12 protein-coding genes and 1 pseudogene are annotated in these 21,199 nt (G+C 60.7%); 3 read left to right on the top strand and 10 right to left on the bottom strand.

Going from position 1 to position 21,199, the window contains the following annotated elements; translation table 11 throughout:
* Positions 1–440: 440 nt before the first annotated feature.
* From QNJ30_13265 to QNJ30_13245, 5 genes and pseudogenes are all read right to left on the bottom strand, one after another.
* Complete coding sequence (locus QNJ30_13265; protein MDJ0944435.1) at positions 441–1,745, bottom strand: IS66 family transposase; 1,305 nt, start codon at positions 1,743–1,745, stop codon at positions 441–443.
* A 72-nt stretch (positions 1,746–1,817) separates the two neighbouring features.
* Positions 1,818–2,171, bottom strand: a complete 354-nt coding sequence (gene tnpB, locus QNJ30_13260) for an IS66 family insertion sequence element accessory protein TnpB (GenBank protein MDJ0944434.1) — start codon at positions 2,169–2,171, stop codon at positions 1,818–1,820.
* Positions 2,171–2,704 carry a transposase gene (locus QNJ30_13255; protein MDJ0944433.1) on the bottom strand — a complete coding sequence of 178 codons (534 nt, stop codon included), beginning with the start codon at positions 2,702–2,704 and terminating at the stop codon, positions 2,171–2,173. The genes tnpB and QNJ30_13255 overlap by 1 nt, the downstream gene beginning before the upstream one ends.
* Positions 2,705–3,027: 323 nt before the next feature.
* Positions 3,028–7,647, bottom strand: a complete 4,620-nt coding sequence (locus tag QNJ30_13250; protein ID MDJ0944432.1) for a hypothetical protein — start codon at positions 7,645–7,647, stop codon at positions 3,028–3,030.
* A gap of 175 nt (positions 7,648–7,822) precedes the next feature.
* Positions 7,823–8,068: pseudogene (locus QNJ30_13245) on the bottom strand (integrase core domain-containing protein).
* 675 nt (positions 8,069–8,743) lie between these two features.
* On the opposite strand from QNJ30_13245, the gene QNJ30_13240 reads away from it, so the two are divergent.
* Positions 8,744–9,112, top strand: coding sequence for a hypothetical protein (locus tag QNJ30_13240; GenBank protein MDJ0944431.1), 369 nt, complete (start codon positions 8,744–8,746; stop codon positions 9,110–9,112).
* 473 nt (positions 9,113–9,585) lie between these two features.
* Here QNJ30_13240 and QNJ30_13235 read toward each other — a convergent pair whose 3' ends face one another.
* From QNJ30_13235 to QNJ30_13220, 4 genes are all read right to left on the bottom strand, one after another.
* The gene (locus QNJ30_13235) at positions 9,586–11,961 is read right to left on the bottom strand and encodes a lanthionine synthetase LanC family protein (GenBank protein ID MDJ0944430.1); all 2,376 of its coding nucleotides are present in this window, start codon (positions 11,959–11,961) and stop codon (positions 9,586–9,588) included.
* Positions 11,958–13,052: a phosphotransferase gene (locus QNJ30_13230; protein MDJ0944429.1), complete on the bottom strand. Its 1,095-nt coding sequence runs from the start codon at positions 13,050–13,052 to the stop codon at positions 11,958–11,960. Before QNJ30_13230 ends, QNJ30_13235 begins: the two co-directional genes overlap by 4 nt.
* Before the next feature lie 24 nt (positions 13,053–13,076).
* The gene (locus QNJ30_13225; protein ID MDJ0944428.1) at positions 13,077–13,619 is read right to left on the bottom strand and encodes a hypothetical protein; all 543 of its coding nucleotides are present in this window, start codon (positions 13,617–13,619) and stop codon (positions 13,077–13,079) included.
* Positions 13,620–14,153: 534 nt separating this feature from the next.
* Positions 14,154–15,572 (bottom strand): hypothetical protein, encoded by a 1,419-nt coding sequence (locus tag QNJ30_13220; protein ID MDJ0944427.1) that lies wholly within the window; start codon positions 15,570–15,572, stop codon positions 14,154–14,156.
* Positions 15,573–15,913: 341 nt separating this feature from the next.
* Here QNJ30_13220 and QNJ30_13215 point away from each other — a divergent pair, with 341 nt between their 5' ends.
* Both QNJ30_13215 and QNJ30_13210 read left to right on the top strand, forming a co-directional pair.
* On the top strand, positions 15,914–16,303 hold the full coding sequence (locus QNJ30_13215; GenBank protein ID MDJ0944426.1) for a DDE-type integrase/transposase/recombinase: 390 nt from the start codon (positions 15,914–15,916) through the stop codon (positions 16,301–16,303).
* Between the two features lie 8 nt (positions 16,304–16,311).
* Positions 16,312–16,989, top strand: coding sequence for a DUF6499 domain-containing protein (locus tag QNJ30_13210; GenBank protein MDJ0944425.1), 678 nt, complete (start codon positions 16,312–16,314; stop codon positions 16,987–16,989).
* A gap of 2,011 nt (positions 16,990–19,000) precedes the next feature.
* On the opposite strand, the gene QNJ30_13205 is transcribed toward QNJ30_13210, so the two are convergent.
* Positions 19,001–21,043, bottom strand: a complete 2,043-nt coding sequence (locus tag QNJ30_13205; protein MDJ0944424.1) for a bifunctional DNA primase/polymerase — start codon at positions 21,041–21,043, stop codon at positions 19,001–19,003.
* Between the last annotated feature and the right edge of the window lie 156 nt (positions 21,044–21,199).

Genomic DNA, 21,199 nt, shown 5'->3' with positions numbered 1-21,199 from the left:
CATATTCTCCACGTTGAATGTCATGATACGCAGTGGGGGAATCTGACCCTCCTACACGATTGCATGCCGGCCGACACTTCTGGAGGCGATGTAGTTTCACTCAGGGTTTTGCGTTGCCGCAGACCCGAGATGGTCCACCCTATTCCGCAGGCACAAGGCGATCTCATTCAACAGAGCCACGGCCAATTGAGTTGCACAGTATTCGCCAAAAAACAGTTCATAATGCAAGCACACCGCTACAACCTATCAATGATCCAGATCATGGAAACACGACCGGTAACCCTCTGGCATGTGGCGTAGCCCTCACGTCCAGCATAGCGGCATTAGTCGTGGAGGCTTTGTCAGAGCAAAGCAGCTTGAGGCGATGAGACGCGACCCGTAGCCTCTGGCGATGCGCAATCCCTTCTCTTATTTCGAGAGCTTGCCGGAGGTGATCCGCCTCACGGTGATGCTCTACATCCGCTATCCTCTCTCCCTGCGGCAAGTCGAAGATCTGCTGTTCGAGCGTGGGATCGATATCTGCCACGGCGCGTAGCGCGGTGCTGCGCACCGTGCGGTTCTGGTGGAACCGCTTCGGACCCATGTTTGCTGCGGAGATCAGGCACAAACGGGCAGAGAGCTTGCGTGCCGTCCCGCGGTGGCGCTGGCACCTGGACGAAGTGTTCGTGAAGATCAACGGCGTAGAGTTCAGCGATGCGGCGCAAGGCCTCGGCGGCGATCGGCGATCCGGTCGCCTGGTGGAATTCATAAAACTTACGCCTGGCATGCGCCCAGCATGCGGCGAGCAGGATGTCTCCGTTGGCCGGGAGGGCCTCGAAGCCGGGATAGCCATCGACCTGCAGCACGCCCTTGAAGTTTTCGAGATGGGAGGCTGGCCGCAATGCCTTGCGATCGGGGCTGTAGAAGAAGACGGCGGCCGGCGGATCCGGCCCGGCCCAGGGGCGGTCGTCGCGCGCATAGACCCAGAGCCGCCCGGTCTTGGTCCGGCTTCGACCCGGGTCGAGCACCGGCAGCGGCGTGTCGTCGGCGAAGAGCTTGGTCGACGCGAAGACATGGGTGGCAAGCCGCGCGTACAGCGGCTCCAGCCACCAGCTGGCACCGGCCACCCAGCCTGCCAGGGTCGAGCGTTCGATCCGGGCGCCATGTCGTGCGAAGATCTGAGCCTGCCGGTAGAGCGGGGTGTGGTCGCAGTACTTGCTGATCAGCACCTGGGCGATCAGCCCTGCCGTGGCCAGGCCCTTTGTTATCAACCGATCGGGCGCCGGGGCCTGGTGGATCGTGCTACAGGCGCGGCAGCCGTACTTGGGGCGGCAAATGCGCAAGACGCGCAGCTGGGCCGGGACCCAGTCGAGCATCTCGCTCACACTCTCGCCGACCTCATGGAGCGCGCCGCCGCAGTCGGGACACTGCTCATGCCCCAGATCGCAAGTCACATCCTCGCGCGGCAGATGATCGCCAAGCGTGGGGCGTCCACCGGGTCCGCTTCCCTCATCCTTCGTCGCGGGCGGTGATTGCCGGGATTCCATGCGAGCAAGGTCTGCATCGAGGTCTTCCAGCGCGAGGGCCAGCTGATCGGGATCGGGGCGCTCGGAGCGGCGCCCGAACTGGCCGCGCCGAAGCGCCTTGAGGATGCGCTGGAGACGCTCGATCTCATCGTCGCGGGTCTCCACGGCGCTTGCCATGTCGCGCACCAAGCGGTGCAGAAGATCAATGTCGGAGGGCAGGTTCTCGAGATCGAGGCGCATGAGTGAGTCTAGCCTCTCAGCGCGCGCCGACAAAGCTATTTTATTGATTTAGCTTACAAACTCCCGTCCAGATTATCCGGCGGCGCTGGGCCGCCATCGGCGCTCGGGTGAACGCCAGTCGATCCCCTCGAGCAGAGCCGACAGCTGCTCAGAGGTGAGCGCCAAGGTTCGGCCAGGCTCGATGTTGGGCGGCCAGAGAAAGACACCCTGCTCAAGGCGCTTGGTGAAAAGGCAAAAGCCGGTCCCATCCCAGAAAACGACCTTGATCAGATTGGCCTTGCGGCCCCGAAATACGAAGAGGTGGCCGGAGAAGGGATCTTGCTGCAGCACTTCCTGAACCAGCACGCTAAGGCTATCCATGCCTTTGCGCATATCGGTATAGCCGAACGCCAGATGCACCTTCACGCCGGGAGGCAGCAGAGTCATCACCCGCCCTCCTCGCCGGAGGCGGGCCTATCGGTGATCGCGACCTCCACAAAACCCGGCTTGTCCAGCTCCTGCCGCCACCGGCAGATGACGCGTCGGGCGATCCCATAGCGCCGCGCAACCTCGGACACACTCGCTCCCGGCTCGGCCGCCTCGGCGAGGATTTGCCGCCGGTTGGTCTCGCTGAACCGTCGCCGGTGGCCCGGCCGCGCCGGCGGAACAATGGGACCCTGCGCCGCCGCCGAAGAGGGATAAGTCCCGTGACTTGGGCTGTGACTTCCCCTGTGACTTAGGGTGTGACTTAGGGTGTGACTTAGGGTGTGACTTGAACCGCTACGGCGGTAGAGCAGCTTGCGCAGCGGCACCTCAGGCTCGGCTTTGAACTTCGCCCGCCAGTTACCGAACGCCTTCAGCGAAATCTCCTGCGCCTCGCAATATTCCCGTTGATTCAGATCACTCCGCTTCCACGCCTCATGATGCGCGCGCCAGAAAGCCTCACCGTATCGCGCTCGAAGCCCTGGATAATCCGACATCTCGATCCCCTCTCATCTGAAAATACAAAAGAGAAAAGATCAAAACCGAGCCGCCCAAAACAACTGTGCGATCCCCCGACGCTTACTGTGCTCCCGCGACGCTTACCCTGTTTCCTCCCAGGTCTTCCCTGTTCCGGTCAGAAAGTTCCCTGTTCTTGTTGCTAGGGAACTTGGCGAGAAATGGCAGCGAAAGCGGTCTGTTAGAGGGTGCGTGAGGGCGAAATTCGGGCCTGATTCAGGAAACTTCCCTGTTTTTTTCCTGTTGAACAGGGAAATCGGTGGAGACGGGTTCGCTCCAGACTGCCTGCACCCGCTGCGTTGCTCTACCCCTGGACCTGCCACGCCAGGACGACGGGCTCGGATGCCGATTTGCTGTGGGTCAGGCTGCCGTCGAAATAGGCGACGGCTGTAACCTCCACGTTAGCCGGAAAGCTGTCGTCGATCACGAAATCGAAGGTCGAGTTAGGGCCGAGCGGCACGCGCTCCCAGAGGGTCGGCTGGCCCGGCCGCTCGATCTGCAGCAGCACCTCCATCGCCCCGACATCGGGGCTGACCTGGCCGGACAGCTTCAGCTGCTCGGGCAAGATACCGCCGTTCAACGTCGTCTTCGTCCGCAGGCGCGGCTGAAGGACATAGCGCGAGGAGCCCCAGTTTTCCTGGGCATGGTCTTCTTCGCGCAGGGCCTGAAGACGGAAGTCGATATCCTTGCCGCAGCGCGCGTTAAGCAATCGCTCCTCCAATACCGCGCGGACGCGGAAGAAGCCGCGTGAGCGCGGGGCGATCTCCATGCGTGCCGGCGTGATCGTGACCTCGGCCCCGGCGTCGAGGCCGATGGGCACCACCGATACGCGCTCAACGTAGGAGCCGCGATTGTTCACCTCGAAGGTGAACTCGACGGGGTCCGGCGGGCTGTCCGAAGCCGCATCCATGTTGAAGACGTTCTGCTGCGCCCAGCGGTTCGAGTGGTCGGTGTCGTCTGAGGCGAGCGCGTTGCCGTTGTTGTCACGCGGCACGTCGCGATCGCCAATCTGGGCGCGGAAGCAAAGGTGCTCTGGCGCACCGTGCTCAACGTTCCAATCGAAGAAGACGACGGAGGGGCCTCCCTCCCCCTCCGGCTCGACCGGCTCATCGATTAGCTTCTCGAGCTCCGCAACCTCTTCCCAGTCTCCGCCGCCACCACCATCCGAAGGGCGCCGCACCAAGCCGACCTGAACGTGGAGCGCCGGGGCGTCGCCGAAGTTCCAGACCCGGACGCCGATCTTGTGCGACAGCGGCTCCGCCCCTTTTGGTGGTGAGCGGAAGCCCTCGAGATCGTCCTGGTTCTCGGGAAAGTCGGGCTCGCCGTTCTCAGGAAACTCTCCCGGGCGGAGGATCGCAATGTCGGGGCTCTGCCAGTCCGGTGTCGCGTCCTTGAAGCCCAGGTTGATCGCCGCGCCCCGTTCCCAGCGCAGATTGATCCGCGCCATGTCGAAGGAGCCGGCGGAGGTCGCGCCCGTGCCCCATTCGAGCAAGGTCGCCGTCAGCCCCACCTCGGGAAACTCCTGATCGGAGGCGAAGTCGTAGGTGGCTTCCGGCGTGCCGATGGTCGCCTGACGTAAGCCGCTTGAGAGCAGATGGACCTTGCGGCGATAACGCTCCAGCACCTCTTCGGTGACGCCGGCGTTCTCCACCTCGCCTTCCGCGTAGCGCGTATCGTCCTCGGGATCGATGGCGTTGCTAATGACGATGCGGGACGGCAAGAGATCTGCCGAAAATTGCGGGCCCTGGCCTCGCAGCTCGACGATGTTGAACTGCCGACCGTCGCCGCCGAGGCGGAGAAAGACCGCGGCCACCACCGGCGTATCCGGCGACGCCCCGGGCAAGGCGGTTTGGGCAATGGCATCCCAGGCCTCACCGAACGTCGGCTCCCAATACTCCAACTGCACCAGGATCACCTCTTGATTTATGATGTCGCCCTCGATCGGCCGGTCTAGCGGCAGGATGGCGTCGTCGTCGAGCCATCTCTTGATCCGCTTGTTGTAGGCGCAGTAGTGCGAGAACGACTGCGTGGCGCCCATGATGCAGTGGCTGCCCATGTAGGTGACATTGGCACGGTGCTTCCCGCCGCTGTAGAGGTCCGGCAGGCCGAGCAAGCTATGCCCAAGCTCGTGCGCCAAGGTGCCGGCGCTGCTGGCTGCTCGATCGGGATCGGACGGGCCGTTCGGCGCCAGCTTCATGATCACCTTGAGACGGTTAGCACCGATGGGTCTCACCGGTTTGACGCGTTGCTCGGCCTTGAGGTCATCCATGCTAACGATCCAGGCGGCGGCGCGTTCCCCCTTGACGAGGTCGGGCTCCTGGGTGGTGCCCGCAAAAGCCGGGCCGGGATAGACCGGCGTCACGACGACGTTGTGTATGAGATCGAAGGCACACTCAAGAGGAAACTCTTCGAGGCCCTCGCAATTGAAGCGCTCATTGATGGCGTCGATAGCCGCCGCTTCGTCGCCCCACAAGTCAATGGTCGCGTCGATCATGGCGGTATAGACTTCATCGAACAGGACATCGTCCTCAAACTTCGGCCCGCCGCCGCCGCTGAAGGTCGTGTCCGCCCCGACACCTTCAAAGGGAGAGTCGAAACCCAGCTGGTCGAGGCCATCGTGGCTGACCAGCTCGATCACTGCCGGGTCTTGGCCATGCTTGGTCGAAAGGTTGATTCGCGTCTCGACGTCGTTTCCGTCCGCCCGCACCCAGGCCTGCCAGCCGTCATCCAAGTCGAAATAGGACTCAGCCAAGCGCGGCCCGAACTCCGGATGGCGCACATGGGCATCGGTGATCACGCGCCGCAGATAGGTTTGCAGCAAGGACTCGTCCCCAGGCAGCACAAAGGTCCCGGGCCTGGAGCTCGGATCCAGCTCGCTCAGCAAGTCGTCTATGTCGAAGGCCGTCAGCTCTGGCACCTGACTCCCGGAGCCGTCGGCGAAGGACACGGCCACATGCAGCATGCCTGTTTCGTCCTCGTCGTCATGCCATAGGACCGAGGGTCGCTCGAACATGCCGGGCGCGCCGGAGTCAAGCATCTCTTTCAGCACGTCCGCCAGCGCATCGAGCTCGGCGGGGCCGGCGCCGAGCGCCGTGCGCGTCAGGCTGACTACGGTCGAGTCGGAGAGCACCCTGGTGTCGACGTTGACGTTGACCGAATTGCCCTCCCGGTCGCTTCCGATCAAGGTGATACTGCGCGACGGCATGGCCGCCTCGAAAGTGATGCTGGGCAGATTGTTTGGGATCCGGCTTCGAAAGCTGCCCGCCGGGAAGCGCAGGGTGAACTCGAGCTCGTCGTAGGTATCGACCGGTGAGGGAACGCAGTTGATCACCAGCCGCTCGTCGCCGGAAAAGCGGATTGTGGTGGTGCTGCCGCCAGGGACCGTGATCGTCGCCCTGATATGCCCCGGATCCCAGGCCGGTCCCCAGTAGTCCTTGAATGGCTTGCCGAGCCGGACTGGCTGACCAGTGTAGACCTCCGGCGTATCTGCCCCGAACCAAAGGAAGCGGATCCTTATTCCGTCATGGTCCGGCGGGTCGTCGTAGCTCGTCTCCGTATAGAAGTCCTGGACCTTCGAAAGGATGTTCTCCATCTCATAGTATTCGGCCATGTCGGCGGTGGTCCCGGAGTAGTTCTGGCCGGGCTCGAGCACCGGCACGATCATGACAGTCCGCATGCCGACCTGTCTGCCGTAGGGGGAATACTGCGTGGCCGGGTTTTCGCCAGAGAAGACCGACGAGGTGGCTGTGGCCAATTCCAACTCCGCCACAGCCGGCGCGGTTGGGAAGAGCGCCAGTCCGCCGTCCGGCGAGAGCAGCACAATCTCGTCCAGGGCGGCCAGAGCCACGGCTTGACTGCCCGAAGGGAGGGTCAGCGAGGCCGTCTGCCTGAGCGACCGCGCATCGAGCGCGACGAGCCGGCGGCCGTCCGCCGATTGCGCGACAATCTGGCTGCGCGTCTGCTGAAGGCGAGCAGGCTGGAAAGCGATTGTCGTTCCGCAGGGCGGCTCGTCCGGATCGCAGATGTTGATGCGAATAATCTTCGCGCCGACATACTTGGTGATCCAGCAGCGGTCCGGCACGCCGTCGTCGCCTGGTACGCACTGCCCGTCCGGGTCCCGTGACGGCCTACCGGAAGCTCCCCCCGATGGCGTGCTATCCAAGGGGTCGATTGGGCGCGGCCGCTTGGGTGCTGTCGGCTTGGGCGGGCAGCAGCAAGAGATCTTGTGATGGCCGTTGCTAATGTCGTCGGTATCGGGCTGTCGGGGTGGAATACGATTGGGCAGCGGCCTGCAGCCGGGATCGCAGGGGTCACGGCAGTCATCTGCAGCGCGCGACGCATCGATATATCTTAACCGACCGCCCCCCTCGACAACGACGACACTGTCTCCCGTTCCCGCGCGCAACGACACCCGCCGCGACGCCAGCGGAATGCGCCGCAGAAGCTTGCCGCGCCGAAGGTCGCGGGTGACGAGCTGCGCTGTCCTTGCGCCAGACTCACCATCGCCCGGTTCCACTGTCACGATAGCTGTTCGCGTCACGACGACGTGCCTCGGCGAGGCTGTCGCGCCGATGTGCCGCAGTCCACGGTCGCCAAGCTCGAAGATCTCGAACCCATCCTGTCCGCAGGCGGCGATAGCAAAGACCGAGCCTACCGGGCTGGCGGCGAGTTCGACGACGGCTCCGGGCAGCTCGCTTTGACCGGCCTGCTCTGCCGTCGCACCGTCGGCGCCTCGGGTCAGCCTGAACGCTTCCACATAGGTCCCACGAGCAGTCCAAAGCATTCCGCCGTCTGCCGCAACGACCCAGGGCTGGCCCTTGCCGATCTTCGGTGCGCCCTCGACCGGAACAGGCTTGCGCGGTTCGGCCCTCCGTCTCGTCCTGTCATACGAGCCGGATACACGAACGGTGCGTGATTTTCGCATGGCTTGGTCCCTCCAATTGACCATAATCCAGCCTATTGGACTTTCTTCTAGGCCAGCGGGAAGATGTCTGTGGCTGCCCGTTGTCTGGATAATTGGGACGGTGGTATTGGTTTTTTGACTGAGGATCTGGCTCTCGTTGGTTGATGTTATGCGGCGAGAGCAGCGCAATCTCGTCCAGGCATCGTTTCTTCATTGTGTCTTCCTTGATGCGTCTCCTTTTCTCGATGATGGCCTTGTTGCGGCCGAAGTAGACATCGGAGGGCGTGAGGTTGCCGAGGCTCTCGTCGTATCGTTGGTGGTTGTAATAGGCGACGAAGGCCTCGATCTGGCGCTCCAGGTCACCGAGCAAGAAGTAGTTCTCCAGCGATATCCGCTTCTTCAACGTCTGATGCCAGCGTTCGATCTTTCCCTGGGTCTGGGGACGGTTGGAAGTGCTTCTGCCATGTCCCATCCTGCGCTCCTCCAGCCATTGCCAATGCAATCACACTTGACGGCCTCTTCAGGTTGGACGGTCGTAAATCCATCAATTACCTGTGGAGCCTCTTCAGTAGTGACAAGAATCTCATAGGGACCAAAGCGTTCAATTCTATCGTGCAGTTCTTTGTCGCGCTTGTATATGACTTCCTTGTGAATATCTGGAATTGGTTTTTCCCCCGTTGTTCGGAGTTATGAAATTCGATATGGATAGTTCAACATCGGTTTATGGGCTTGTATGTGTGAAAAGTCACTGCGCAAACCGCAGCGGCAGGTAGTTGAAAGAACTAGAGGGCGAGCGCGGGGTTTAAAGGAAAATATTAGGATCTTAATCCCTCCAACGTCGCAGGCGATCCCGAGGCCATTGTCAGACTAAACTGATCTGCTAGTCTTCTCTTGTAAATTCTCGCCGCTCCGAGCCACGCTTTGGTTGGACTTCGCCAAGCAAACGAAGTTTCTAGTGCCAAACCCCAAGGAGCTAGAGGCGAGGAAGGCTGGCTTGGATTGATTGCTTTGACCATGCCGATCCGGCTTTGCATCGCTTGCTTGCCGTTTGATAACCCATCATCAAAAGGGACGAGATATGGCGCGAATTCGGCAACCGGGAGCGGAGCCTCCAAAATTGCGAACTTCCAGCGAATTGCGCAAGCGAATCACTAAAGCCATCTCCGAGCTAACCCAGGTGGCGCAGCAGATGCCCGCCCTTCGCATGAAGCCTGCGGATCGGACTGCGTGGCAACAGCAGACGGCGGCTTACGACCGCGCTATCATTCAGCTCCGGGCATTAGACCAGAGACTCGCTGACCTCGGGCCGCGTGGCGAGGAGGCAGAACCAAGGGGAAGCGGGCGCGACGAGATTGCGCTGGTCGGGCAAGAGATTGTGAAACTCCAATACGCATTTCAGACCCAAAACCGCCAATTCCCGCTGCTCTCTAACATCATGAAATCGCGTCACGACACTGCGAAGAGTATCATCACAAACATTCTATAGGGCGGTGTCAAAGCAAATTGGCTTGTGGGACGATAAGCACGTCCGTAGCCTCCGGCGATGCGAAACCCGTTCCAATTTTTACTAGAGCGTCGTGCTATTAATCGTGGGGATATCCGGCAGCGTTGAAGAAGTTCCAGCATTCTTGATCTTGGAAGAGGCTGCAGATGTCGCCGACGGCCCTCCAGAGGGCCTCCATGGTTCTGGCCTCGACTTTCACCATTACTTCTACTCCTGCCGTCGAGATTGTTGGCTACTCAAGGAGACTCATCAAATGCTGAGATAGTTGGGCATCTTTGCGACTTTCTGTTCGCTATTGGTCTTGATTCACCATCATGCTCAGGCAAAGGACGACATCTTCGGTATCATGATCAGGGTGACGGACAAGATAGGGAAGACCAACAGACGCCCGTTTGGTCCCTTTAAGGATGCGTTCTTCAATCTCTGCGAAATCGCATTTGAGAATACCTCTGCTTTCACCCGGAAGGACCTCGCGTCTCTCGCTGAGAGCGAAGTGACTTTGAAATATCCCAACTGGCCCGACACGGCGGCAAAGGCTCTAAGGTGCTAGGAACGCTGGAGTCCGCAACGCGCAAATAGAAATAGCCAATTCCGGCAAGACCAAGCATTAGGCCGGGCGTCTCTTCGGGAATGCCGCACGGCCAGACGTTTCCCGCCCGGCTGTAGAGTTGGATGCCGAGGCCAGCCACCCGATGCACGAGCCCGATATCGTCCGGCCGGTCCTCGTCAAGGATCCGATGACCGCAGAGCAGGATGTCCGCGTTCCCAGCCATGCCGTGGCATAGAGAGTAGTTGTGATTCTGCGAGGAGAGACCAGCCTCGACGGCACATGCTGTTGTATCGAGCGCGGTGAGGGCTTCGTCTCTATGGCGCTCGTCACAAAACCGCGCATACGCACGAAGCCGCGCCAGCGCGATACCGGGTGCACCGTGGCACCACGCCGTCTGAAAGGGCGGTGACGAACCGGTCTCGGGCTTTTGGTGCAGCCGACCCCGCAGGTCCGGCCAATTCGCCGCGTCCGGATCGTACCAGAGGCGTTCGTAGTCGAACGCCGCTTGGGCGACATCTAGGTATCTGGCGTCGCCGGTTGCCGCGAACAGCTCGAAGAGTGCGTAACCAATGCCGGATGCGCCGTGCGAAAAACCCGTCAGTCCGGGATTTTCCGGGTGACTGACAGATGTCCAAGAGCGGCCGGCGTCGGCTGGTTCGGCGGCGGCCAGCAAGACGTCTCCCTGACGTAGCGCCATCTCTAACAGAGCTGCCTCGTCAAGCGCCTCCCACAGCACCAGAAGCGCCACGACGCCTCCCGCAACGCCGGCAAGGAGGTCGGGCTCTGCCTGCCGCGGATCCTCACGCGCCAGCTGCCCGAGCAATGCGAGCGCCTTCTCGATCCACTCCGGTGTATCCAACAGGGTGCCGACGCGGACCGCGGCCAGAGCGATGCCGCTCCAGCCGGCGTAAAGCCCGAACCGAACCGCGGGCGGCACTGCTTGGAGGGTGGAATAGGCCTGGGCGATGGCGCCAAGGGCGGCCTTTCTGGCGGCCGGATGGTCCGTTGCCACATGAAGCTGTGCAAGAAACAGTGCAAGGCCGCTCGAGCCCGCGTAGAGGTCCGGCCCCAAGGTTCTGTAAGTGGTGCGTGTCACGACCTGGCTTGCGGCCTCGGGGCCCGCTTCCGGGCCCAACCAGGTGCAACGATCGCGGTGCCACATCGCCTCCTCAGTCAGCCGCAGGCCGATCGCCAAAGCGGTCTCCAAGCAGTGTCCTCTGTCCGCCGTCGAGACCGACGACTTCGAACCGCGGGTGGCTACCGGGGCGGCGCGAGCGATTAGACGGTAGCGATCCGACGAACCGGGGTTGAGGTACGGTCGGTCAATGCTGAGGCCTTCGGCGACGAAGGACTCGTTAATCACCTCCAGACGCTCCGAAAGCACATGCCTTCCCGCCTCGTGCGCCTGGATCATGCCCTCGGCGAGCAACCCGCAGCGGTGTAGGCCAAAGCTCGTGATGCCTCCGGGGTCTTCGGCGATCCCGACACCGACAGCGACCTCCTTGGTCAGCGCCGGCGTCGACGGCTTCAAGCTCGACGCCACCTCTAAATGGACGCGCGCCAGCGCTTCGGACACCTCATTGTAGTCGCGCTCCCTGACGTAAAGCACAACCGCATCACAGCGCACGAAGCACGCGGGGTCGTTCAGGACCTTGAGCTTGAAAGGCACAAGCATCCGGTTAAGGTCCCTTGTGATTTCCCGCAGAAAACTGATCGCGCCCGACGCGGTGAGGTTCCAGTACCAGCGAACGACCGCCTCGCCGTCGCCCGGGGCAAGCTCCCGGTTTCCAACCGCCATGTAGAAGCCTGGGGATAGGTGTATGAATTCCTTCGGAAATCTGACGCAGAGAGTGCTTCCGAATTGTGGCACCGTCTCGGGATCGGAGCACTCGTAGTCCGAGGGTCCGGCGTAGAGCCGGACACCGCCCTTGCGGACCGTGACCATGCCCCTGCTGCTGCCCGTGACCGTCCAGCCTGGCGACGAATAGCCTTGCCCCGAATTCGCCTCGGACAAGGCCTCGACGAACGGGGTCCGGCCGGTAGGAACCTGGTTGCCCTGCCGCCGGGTCCAGGTCTGGGCGCCGCCCGCGCAGTAGAAGTCTGTGTAGAGCCGCGACTGCAATGAGTAATGCAGGTAACTCCGCGCCGTCTCAAGCGTCAGCGCTTGCCGGACAGAGCTCGGCAATTCGTCGGTCCGCTCGCCGAACCAGGAAAAGGACGTCGCAGAATGGATAACCGTTGCTTCCAAGGCGGCGCGAATGCTCTCCCGGTGGCGGTTCATGCGACCAGCGGCGTGGGCGCAATGCCCAGGAGATGAACCGCCGCCTCATGCGGCCGCTTGAGGATATTTTGGCTGAGCTGCAAGAGGCAGATCGTGTTCCCGTTGAGCTGGGTCGACCCCTGCATCTGCTCAAACGCCGTTTGGATGAGGCGTGCGGCGGCGTAGCGGACAGACCGGATCAGCCACACCTTCACCTCGACTGCTCCTAGGCCCATCTTTCGGGCGTAAGTCTCCCAGAATGCGCGGAGAGCCGGATGCATCTTCTCGAGCGGGAATCGCGCGAGGTCCAGAAAGCGTTCCGGCGGCTGCGATCCGGTGATGGGGATCGATAGCAGCCAGAAACTGAGGTAGTCGTGAAAGACCGAGCCGATATCCCAGCACGGATCACCCGTGCGGGCGAGCTCCCAATCGACGATCCTCAACCGTGTCATGCGGGCCGACGGCGCCTTGCCCGACACAATGCAATTGTCCCACTTCAAGTCGCCGTGGATCAGCGCATCCTCCCGCCATTCCTCGCGAAGCGCGTCGATCTCATCGCAGAAATCGGAGAACTCTTGGATCGTCTCGATCAGGGCCAGGCTGCCGCCGCTGCAGTCTTGGAAGAATTGCAAGGTCGGCCGGTGTACGGAGAGGACCCAAGGGATGTGGGATGACCCCGGCGCCTCCCGTCTCTTACCCACTTCAGAGCGGTGGATACGGCTCATCGCATCGGCCATGGCCCGCGCGAGCAGCACCGGGAAGTAGCCTCGGCGAAGATGGTAGTCGCGCAAATTCTCGGCGCCCGTCACCCACTCGAAGATCAGGACGTCGTTCACGTCATCATAGACGTGAAGGTGCGGGGTATACTTGTCGGGAAACCCAGACATGGAACTCAACCGACGATACATCGCGGCTTCGTGCCTCACGGCCGCGGCGCGTTCTTTTCCCACACCCTGCTTCAGCAGGTAGCTTGGGCCCTTCTGGGTCGATACCCGGAAGTTGAGGTGCCGCCGAGAGACGTTCGCCACCGTGACGGTGTCCCGCACCACATGGGCAGTATCAATGAGGCCCCGCCGCAGAAGATAGCGCACGGCCTCCAGTTGGGACAGCATGCCGGGGCTATTCGATCCCTCGGGTCACGGGCACTCTGCTTGCCAAGTGCTGTCGCACTGGAACGAGCCGGTACAATAGACATCGCCGCCGCCAAGAAACGAGACGGGCGCGAAGTCGCAGAACTCGCGGACGCAGGACACGTGAACAGCGATTGATCCTGGCTGGAAGCCGCCGCCCGGCCGCCACGCCAAGATCGCGTCGGCAATGCCGGGTGCAAGCGTCCTACGCGATGCGCGCGCCGCAATGGCTCCGTGCAGGAAATCCGCCTGAGCTTCGCGGGACGACGTGCGCGTGCGATGCACATTCGCCTCTCGCTTGATCCAGACGACGCTACCGCCGAGCCGATTCGCATCTGCCTCGAGCGAATGGCAGTGGACCACGTCGGCCTCGCCGAACTCGAGATAATCGTCAAAGGTCGGATTGACATAAAGCCGCCAATGCTTGTCGCGGCTGCTTTTCCCAAGGAACCCGATCAATACCCGTACGTCGGGCACAATTGACGGGTCAGGGACGAGATGTTTTACGATTGGGTCGGCTTTCAATGACTTACCGGAATTGCTTACCATGCTATATCCTCCGTGCAACATCCGGAACGCGGATGTTCCGGCCTAATTCTCGGCCTTCCGTGCCCGAAAGCCGCGGACGATCAGTGCCGTTGGCAGGGCTGTGCACGCGGCACACAGCGTGTCGAAATTGCCACCCGTGTGGCAACCTCCCGGTCACGGATGAGAGATTCCGATCCGCTCTCCGAAGTCTTCTCAGACTTAGACGACACCAATGGCTTGCGCTTTGACGAAGCCTCGGCGGCGGGCTCCGCCATCATTTCATGCTAGCCTGCCTCCGGTCTCAGAGACTGTGGGAAAAGCCACACTTAAACAGCGATTCTTGCGTTGTCGCACAGATGATTTCGAAGGCCCTGTCAGACCAAATTCGGTTGAGGCTGGCAGCTGTGCCCCATAGCGTCGGCGGATGAAGAATCCGTTCCGCTATTTCAACAGCTCCCCGGAGGTGATCCGCCTCGCGGTGATGATGTACGTACGCTATCCGCTCAGGCCCATTTGCCATCTGGTACGCTTCGACCTTTCGACGCAGCCTTCGGCCTAGCCGAAAATCACCGCGTTCAGTGTTCGGCTTTCGGCCTTCGTCAGCAGCTTTTCGGCCATCTTGATAAGTGGCTTGCCCTTCGGCCGGACTCGCGCGGCGACCTTCAGCATACGCTTGAAGTTGTCGATGTCGCGCGCGGTGATCCGGTGCTCCAACACTTCGTCAGTGGTGACCTTGCCTGCCAGGATCGGCGACAGCGCCGCCACGGCGGAGCGCCAGCCGTCGCCGTCCATCAGGAAGTTGACGGCGTCCGCCCGGTGGGCGCGCAGCGTCTTCAGCGCCATGGCGCCGACCTTACTGTCCTGAATGCGCTTCTCGAAATCGCGCGCGATGCCGACATGGAACCGCTTTCCCTTGCGGCGGCGGGAGAACGGCGCCGGAAAGCGGCGCGGCGATAACCGTTGGGTTTCGGCCTCTGCTTCGGCTTCCTCGGCCTCGGAGGAGAAGATCGACTCGATCAGCGCCTCGATGAGACCGCCACAGACCGTCGTCAGGTTCATGTCGTCGAAGACCGCGCGGATCGGGTGGCCGATGCCATCGTCTCCGCTGCCGCCCCAATGGATGCCGACGATCCGCTTCCAGTCGCTGCCATTGGGATGGGTCTGCTCCACGTAGAGCGAGCCCGAGTCTCCGCCCTGGGAGAAATCCGCGCCATCGCCGTCGATCCACAGGTCGTTGCGCGAACCGTAGTGCCCGCTGTCGTAGTCGACCAGCTCCACCAGGCCGCAGGTGAGCCCGGTCGTCTGGCCGACCTTCTCGACCACCATCTCGAGGGTGGCGTCGGCAATCTCGTAGACCGCCGGTCCGCTGCACTCGATGTCCAGGGCGACATCGTCGCCGTTGTTCGCATCCGCAATGGAGGCGTCGAGCGTGCCGCCGCGAACGACGTCGGCGAAGTGATCGCCCGGAAAGGAGCCGCCGTCGAAATCGCTCGGCTGGATCACGGCGTCGCCGGCGGTCGAGCCCAGCACGTGCTCGTTCGAAAGGAGGACGAGCTGATCGGTGTCCCGGTCCCAGACCCATCCGCCCAGGGTGCCGCCCGCGACGCCGACCAGACCGATGCTGTAGCCGCCCGGCACCGGCCGTGCGCGGCTCTCGAAATCGGTGCTGCAACTGCCGCAGGCCACTTCCGGCTTGGGCACTGGCACTTCGCGCACGTCCGTCGGGACCGAGATGGTCTTCTCCTCCTCGCTCGAATAGCAGGAGAGCTTCTTCGGAATGATCCGGTCCTTCTCCAGCTTGTCGAGTGGGAGTTTCTTGCAGACATGCAAGACGATGCAGAGCGTGCGCGTCTTTTTCTTTCCCTTGCGCTTGTAGCCGATGCCGATGCCGTGGATATCGGGATGGCCAAGTAGCTTCTCTGTGAACTGCGCCTTAACTTCCCGGCAACGTCTCATTGGATCGTTCTTCTTCATGTCGCGTTTCCCCATCCCGTCGAAATCATGCCCTTTTCCGGACGCGGACTAACGCGTCCGGCGGCTTGTTGAAGTACTCATTCTAGCAGGAAGCGAGTAGGAAAGGCCTGCGAAATACCACAAGCGCTGGGCGGCGTAGCCCTTGGCCTGAGCAGGATTCCGAGCGGACGCGGCTTCACGCCCTCCAAAACGTCGTTTGAAAAGTCAAGAAACCTATTTCTAACTTCCTCCTTGTCTCACGAGTTATCTTTCAAATTAGCCGAGGCACGTGCTGCTACCAGAACGGCGCTGTCAGACCAGATTTGGTTGAGGCTGGGAGCTGCGCCCCATAGCGTCGGCGGATGAAGAACCCGTTCCGCTACTTCAACAGCTCACCGGAGGTGATCCGCCTCACGGTGATGCTCTACATCCGCTATCCGCTCTCGCTCCGGCAGGTCGAAGATCTGTTGTTTGAGCGTGGGATCGATATCTGCCACGAGACCGTGCGATTCTGGTGGAGCCGCTTCGGTCCCATGTTCGCCGCGGAGATCAGACGCAGAAGAGCGAAGATCTTACGTGCCGTCCCGCAGTGGCGCTGGCACCTGGACAAGGATTTCGTGAAGATCAACGGCGAGACGCACTTTCTCAGGCGGGCTGTCGATCACAAAGGCGAAGTGCTAGCAGCTGCTATGAGTCTAAACTTGCGCCCGGCACCCTCTGCGGGTCATCGTCATGATTCGCTAACAGACTAGAGGCCGAGGTGAGCACAACTGCCCAGGAATTAGGTACTCCAAATTGGAGGGACGAGGAGGCCTACCCTCATCCAGACGAATTGTCGATGAATGAGTGGCGGTGGGAGTTCCTAAGACGCAACACTCAATACAAGAATGACTTTGCCCGCCCAGACGAAGACTACTTATTGGTCAGTAAATGCCGCCATTTCGAAGATGTGTATAAGCTCGCCGATCCTGTAGATCCACGGTATTCAGTGCGAGATCTTGAGTCACTAGGAGAAAAAGCATCTGATGATGAACTTTGGTTTGGTTATGACTTCGATGAAGCGATGAAATTTTTAGACACGCTCGAACGACATATCTATAACCCACCCAGTGAAATTGAACAGCGCTTTGGCCATGACCTCACAAATTACCAATTGTATTTCCGGATAGATGTTCGCCGGCTTCTTTCCACACAACTCGAGAAAATTAGGGAGGTGGCGGAAGACACCCAGAAATCTTGGTATCGAGGAAAGAAAATTACCCGGCGTCCTCGCAAACAGAAATGGCCGCTCTATTTGCGCGTCCTTGATGCTCGCAGCGTGGAGGTGTCATACGGAACCATCGCGCGTGAGCTTCTCATCCATCAGCAGCAAACCGACCAGGCTGCACGCGACGTGATCAAACAGGCAGAAAGCCTGCGTGATTATTGGCCGTTTTAAATCACAGCAGACCGCCGAAGCTTCTTGTGGCGAGGTCATGATGCTCAAGAATGGCTACGGACGGCACCTGGATGACCAACCACTCATCCACACGACTAGACGACCCCCTATCACCGCATAATTCCGCCGCCTCCGCGGACGGCAAGTTGTGCTGTCTAGTGCGCATTCTTGCCCGTTTAGCGGCCAGGGATTGCCTAGAACGTGTTTCCAATGCGGTCTGCCCTAAGCACCGGTCGCCGGATGCTCAGCCTGCTACTAGGAATGGATCATCAAAGTGAGTGAGGACATGGATTCGGTCAAATCTCAGCAGACCTACCATACAATCCCACAGGTTGCTCAGCGCCTCCAAGGGAGCCCAAAGACAATTCGTCGGCTAATTACAAAGGGTGACCTAGTCGCCCATCGCTTCGGGGCGAAGTTACGCATCAGTGAGTCTGATCTCAAGACGTTTGAGCGAACGAACCGGGTGGCTTGAACTCATGTCCAGCTTGTCCATCAATGTCCGCTTGTCTCCGCCAATTTCAATGACTTGGAAGAGTATCGGGAAATCGGCCCCTGTCTAATGGTGGGCTTAAACCCTGCTAAGTTTTCCCGATCCGGCACTCATGTCCACATGTGTCCTCCCGAGGCCATGAAAATGCAGAGGAGATCTTCCCGATGAACGAGGTGTCCCTACCAAGATCGCCCTGTGAAACTGGCATCACCAAGCTGCTCACGCTGGCCGACATCGCTGTAGCGATCAGCCGCGACGAGCACTTGAGCCCTTCGCAAATGAGCAACATGTGCTCTGCAATTCGCTCCCTGTGCCGGGCCCTGAATGTGAGCCCGGCCGATGCACCAGCCAGCCTCCCTGGCTCTCTGAGAGAGCCGCCGGACTTCATTCGGTCCAACTCGGCATGGGCCCCAAGCGCCTTGCCAACATCAAGTCGGAGGTCGCACGGGCTATCAAGCATTGTATCCCAGGTCCCTACAGCCTCAGGGGCCGCGGCGGGCTCTCAGCACCTTGGAAAGGGTTGTGGGACCTATTGCCACCTGGGAAGCTCCAATACAGTCTCTCCCGCTTCTTGAAATTCCTTTCCATTCGCGGGCTTGAGAGACTGGACGTCGATGATTCACTCGTTTCCGAGTACCGCACGTGGCTCCATGAGGTAGCAGGATCGAAGAATCCTGATGCCAGGGTTAGGCAGACGGCTCTGTCAGACCAGAATCCTAGCCAATTTTCAATCGCCCACTGGTTGTAGGAAATTACAGGATTTCTGCGCGTTTCACCGGCAGCTTCGAATCACAATTTCAACCAGATTGGCATTAGTCTGACAATGCCTCCCGCTCCACCTTATCTGCGGGCTCCTTCGACGTCATCGATTTCTGCCTCATCTGCGTTCCCTTCGGTCACTACGATGAGCCAGAAATTCTCCGTTACGAACACCTCTCACTCCGTCACATGGGCGCTGACGTTAAACAGTCAGGTGAAGAAAAAATCTTGGAGTCGGCTCGTGGATCTCGACGTTCAGCAATGACCGGCAGGTCCGCAAGCGGCCAAGACGGCAAAGCCGAGTTGCCGCGTTTGGCCCAGATTCGGAATCTTCGTGCACATTCACACGCGCATGTTGAGAGAATCAGACGCGCGCCTTTTTTTGGGGGCGGCCCCGGCCAAGCTCGATCGAGAAGACGCCAGGGGTCTTTAGCTTCGCTCCAGGTGTGTCTACTGAGTGTCGCGATACGGACAGAATATCAATAACTTATTGAAAATTCCGCCATTTTATCGGCGAGCTCACTGACAGTTAGTCAGCTTCCAAGAGATCTGGCCAGGAGAACTACAAGCCAAGTGCGGAAAAGGGCCAGCCGCCATGCGCGCGTAAGAAAAAGTGCGCGAGACAACATGGCCAATCGCCAGGTTCTGACAGACGCGGCAACTCACCGCAAAGACGCTTGGCGCGAACCTGGCCTCCCGGAAGGGAAGCGCCCTAGGGGTATGGGGACAGTTCCCTTCCGCTCCGTTCACATTCTCTGCCTAAACAGTCCCGGCCCCTTCCATCTCCGTTCCCGTCTCAGTTCCGCCTTTCGTTCCCCCTATCTCGATCTCTTCCAGGCCAAACTCTTCGACGACTTCATAGGTCGCCGGCCGTGCGTTTCGTCCGGAGGTCGAAGGCACCCATTGCAGCTTGCCGGCGCGCTGAAGCGCGTTCAGATGCTCAAGGACCGTTCGCTTTTCGAGCGTGAGTTCATACTGGTCTTTGAGATACTGCACCAAGTCCGCCGGGCTATGTCCGTTGCCGTGATGCTTGATGATCGTGATGCCCTTTTCGCGGAGGTCTTTGACGGCTCCCAAGACCGCATCTAGCTCAACCCGTGTCCGCTCCATTTGCAACGCGGCGCCCTCCATCTCAAAGACGCCATTCGTCATCCAGAGGTTCAGTTCGCCGTCGAGTCCGTAGTTCGACTTGTCGACGCGAAGCGTCCTCTTGCTGCCCTTGCTTGCCGCCTCCAAGGTCAAGCGGGACCTGACGCTGTTGTTCCAGGCGGTTGAGCCCGCGTAGTGCGTTCCGTCCTCCATGGACCGCTTGGATGGGTGCCGTGTCCCGAGCAAGGTGCAGCCGGTATCTCTCATCAGCCGACCGAGCACGCCTTTGCACAAAGCATTTACAGGCTGCCGGCGGTTCTCGTCCAGGACCGCAATGTCAACGATGGTATCGAGGAGACAAAGACACGCGCCGATGCGCTGAAGCTCTCGCTTTAGGGACCGATAGAAGTTGCCGGCCGTCCAACCGCCGAAGTCATCGAGCGTCGCCAGCACGCTATCCCCACCGGGCCGACACCAAACGTGAAGCGGCAAGTCTGCGAGGTTGACCCCGAGATGATCGCATATCTCCTGAAGCCGATGTTGCGTCTCTCCGAAATCGTCTTCGCAGAGAACCAGTAGCGCCGGCATTTGGATAGTCTGGCAGTTGAAGAGCGGCAGGCCGGCGGCGACTGCGACAGCGATCTGGAGGCCCAGGAGCGTCTTGCCGACTCCGCCGTCGCCATGCAGGAGGTTGAGATGGTCCTTGAGAAGGAAGCCGCGCCATAGCTGTTCGGCGCGCGGGAAGCTTGCCCGGACTAGTTCAGCAGCGGTCAGGGGGCTGTCGTCTGGGTCCTTCGGGCCCTCACCGAAGACCTCTTCGGGTGAGCCTCCCCTGGCGCCGGGCCTGTTGTAGCCGTAGCGAAAGGCATTCTCGGCTTTCTGCGCTAGCGAGTCCGGGCCTTCGACATCCCAAGGCGGCTCGCATCGGTCATTCCAGCTTTGCGATTCGGTCTCGCCCTCCAGGCTGTACGGCTCGATCATCAGCTCGACGGCCTTCGCTTCCGACACGCCCGCATCCTTGAGAAGGCAAACGGTTGTGTAGGTATGCAGATCGCCGCCGTTGCCTTCTATCGCAGGGTCCCGATGGCGTAGGATTTGCATCCCCCGCTTGATGGCGGCCGGGCTGTCCAGCTCGAACGCAGGGTCATGCCCGTTGCCCGTTTTCTGCCGGCCTGTTCGCAGCTGCCCCAGAAGCCAGTCCGGCGCCGGCTGGATGGCTGAACAACTTATGACGGTATAGCCGCCAGGGGTATCGCCATGCCCACACAGACCCTCGATAAGCTCGCTTCCAGGCCCGACGACATAGCCACCAAAACCCCGCACGTCGATGCTGTCGGGAAGCTTGCCGCGGCTATTGCTGACTGGGTGTGGCGAAGTGAAGTACCAGTGCTCGCCACCGCTCGGTGTCTTCACTTTGAACGTGTCGGGCAGCTCGTCATGGTCAAGCTGGAGCCGCACCAAATCATTGAGGCCGTCTTTGCGATGCTTGATGTCCGGATCAAGGATGACCCCGCCATCGCCAGGGCAAACGCCATAGTTCATCCCTTCGCGGTCCTCGAACCAACGCCGGATTCTTTCGCGATCAGTCGTCGCGATCTGCTTCCAGCTTTCACCTTCGCAGGGCAGCTTCGACCCTGGTCGGAGCGGGAATATCAAAAAGCCGGCTTCGGCCAGGCATAGCGCCCGGTCGAGCCGCGTGTCCGCGATCTTCATCTGAAGCTATCTGGCGGCTTGAGAGCCAGCTTCAGCCTTCCGCTCATCGAGCCAGCGCCGCACGACTGACTCCGGCCAACGGCAATGGCCGCCCTCGCCTGACGAAAGCTTCAATGGCGCCGGGAAGCGCTGCTGACGGACCATGCGATTGACTGA

Source organism: Kiloniellales bacterium (genome assembly GCA_030066685.1).
GTDB lineage: Bacteria > Pseudomonadota > Alphaproteobacteria > Kiloniellales > JAKSBE01 > JAKSBE01.
The sequence above is the reverse complement of the archived record's forward strand: the minus strand, read 5'-3'. Positions and strand labels throughout refer to the sequence as shown.

Excerpts from the sequence above, each read along its gene's own strand:
- QNJ30_13265 (MDJ0944435.1), bottom strand. The coding sequence starts at position 1,745 with ATGCGCCTCGATCTCGAGAACCTGCCCTCCGACATTGATCTTCTGCAC.
- tnpB (MDJ0944434.1), bottom strand. The coding sequence starts at position 2,171 with ATGACTCTGCTGCCTCCCGGCGTGAAGGTGCATCTGGCGTTCGGCTAT.
- QNJ30_13255 (MDJ0944433.1), bottom strand. The coding sequence starts at position 2,704 with ATGTCGGATTATCCAGGGCTTCGAGCGCGATACGGTGAGGCTTTCTGG.
- QNJ30_13250 (MDJ0944432.1), bottom strand. The coding sequence starts at position 7,647 with ATGCGAAAATCACGCACCGTTCGTGTATCCGGCTCGTATGACAGGACG.
- QNJ30_13235 (MDJ0944430.1), bottom strand. The coding sequence starts at position 11,961 with ATGAACCGCCACCGGGAGAGCATTCGCGCCGCCTTGGAAGCAACGGTT.
- QNJ30_13230 (MDJ0944429.1), bottom strand. The coding sequence starts at position 13,052 with ATGCTGTCCCAACTGGAGGCCGTGCGCTATCTTCTGCGGCGGGGCCTC.
- QNJ30_13225 (MDJ0944428.1), bottom strand. The coding sequence starts at position 13,619 with ATGGTAAGCAATTCCGGTAAGTCATTGAAAGCCGACCCAATCGTAAAA.
- QNJ30_13220 (MDJ0944427.1), bottom strand. The coding sequence starts at position 15,572 with ATGAAGAAGAACGATCCAATGAGACGTTGCCGGGAAGTTAAGGCGCAG.
- QNJ30_13215 (MDJ0944426.1), top strand. The coding sequence starts at position 15,914 with ATGAAGAACCCGTTCCGCTACTTCAACAGCTCACCGGAGGTGATCCGC.
- QNJ30_13205 (MDJ0944424.1), bottom strand. The coding sequence starts at position 21,043 with ATGAAGATCGCGGACACGCGGCTCGACCGGGCGCTATGCCTGGCCGAA.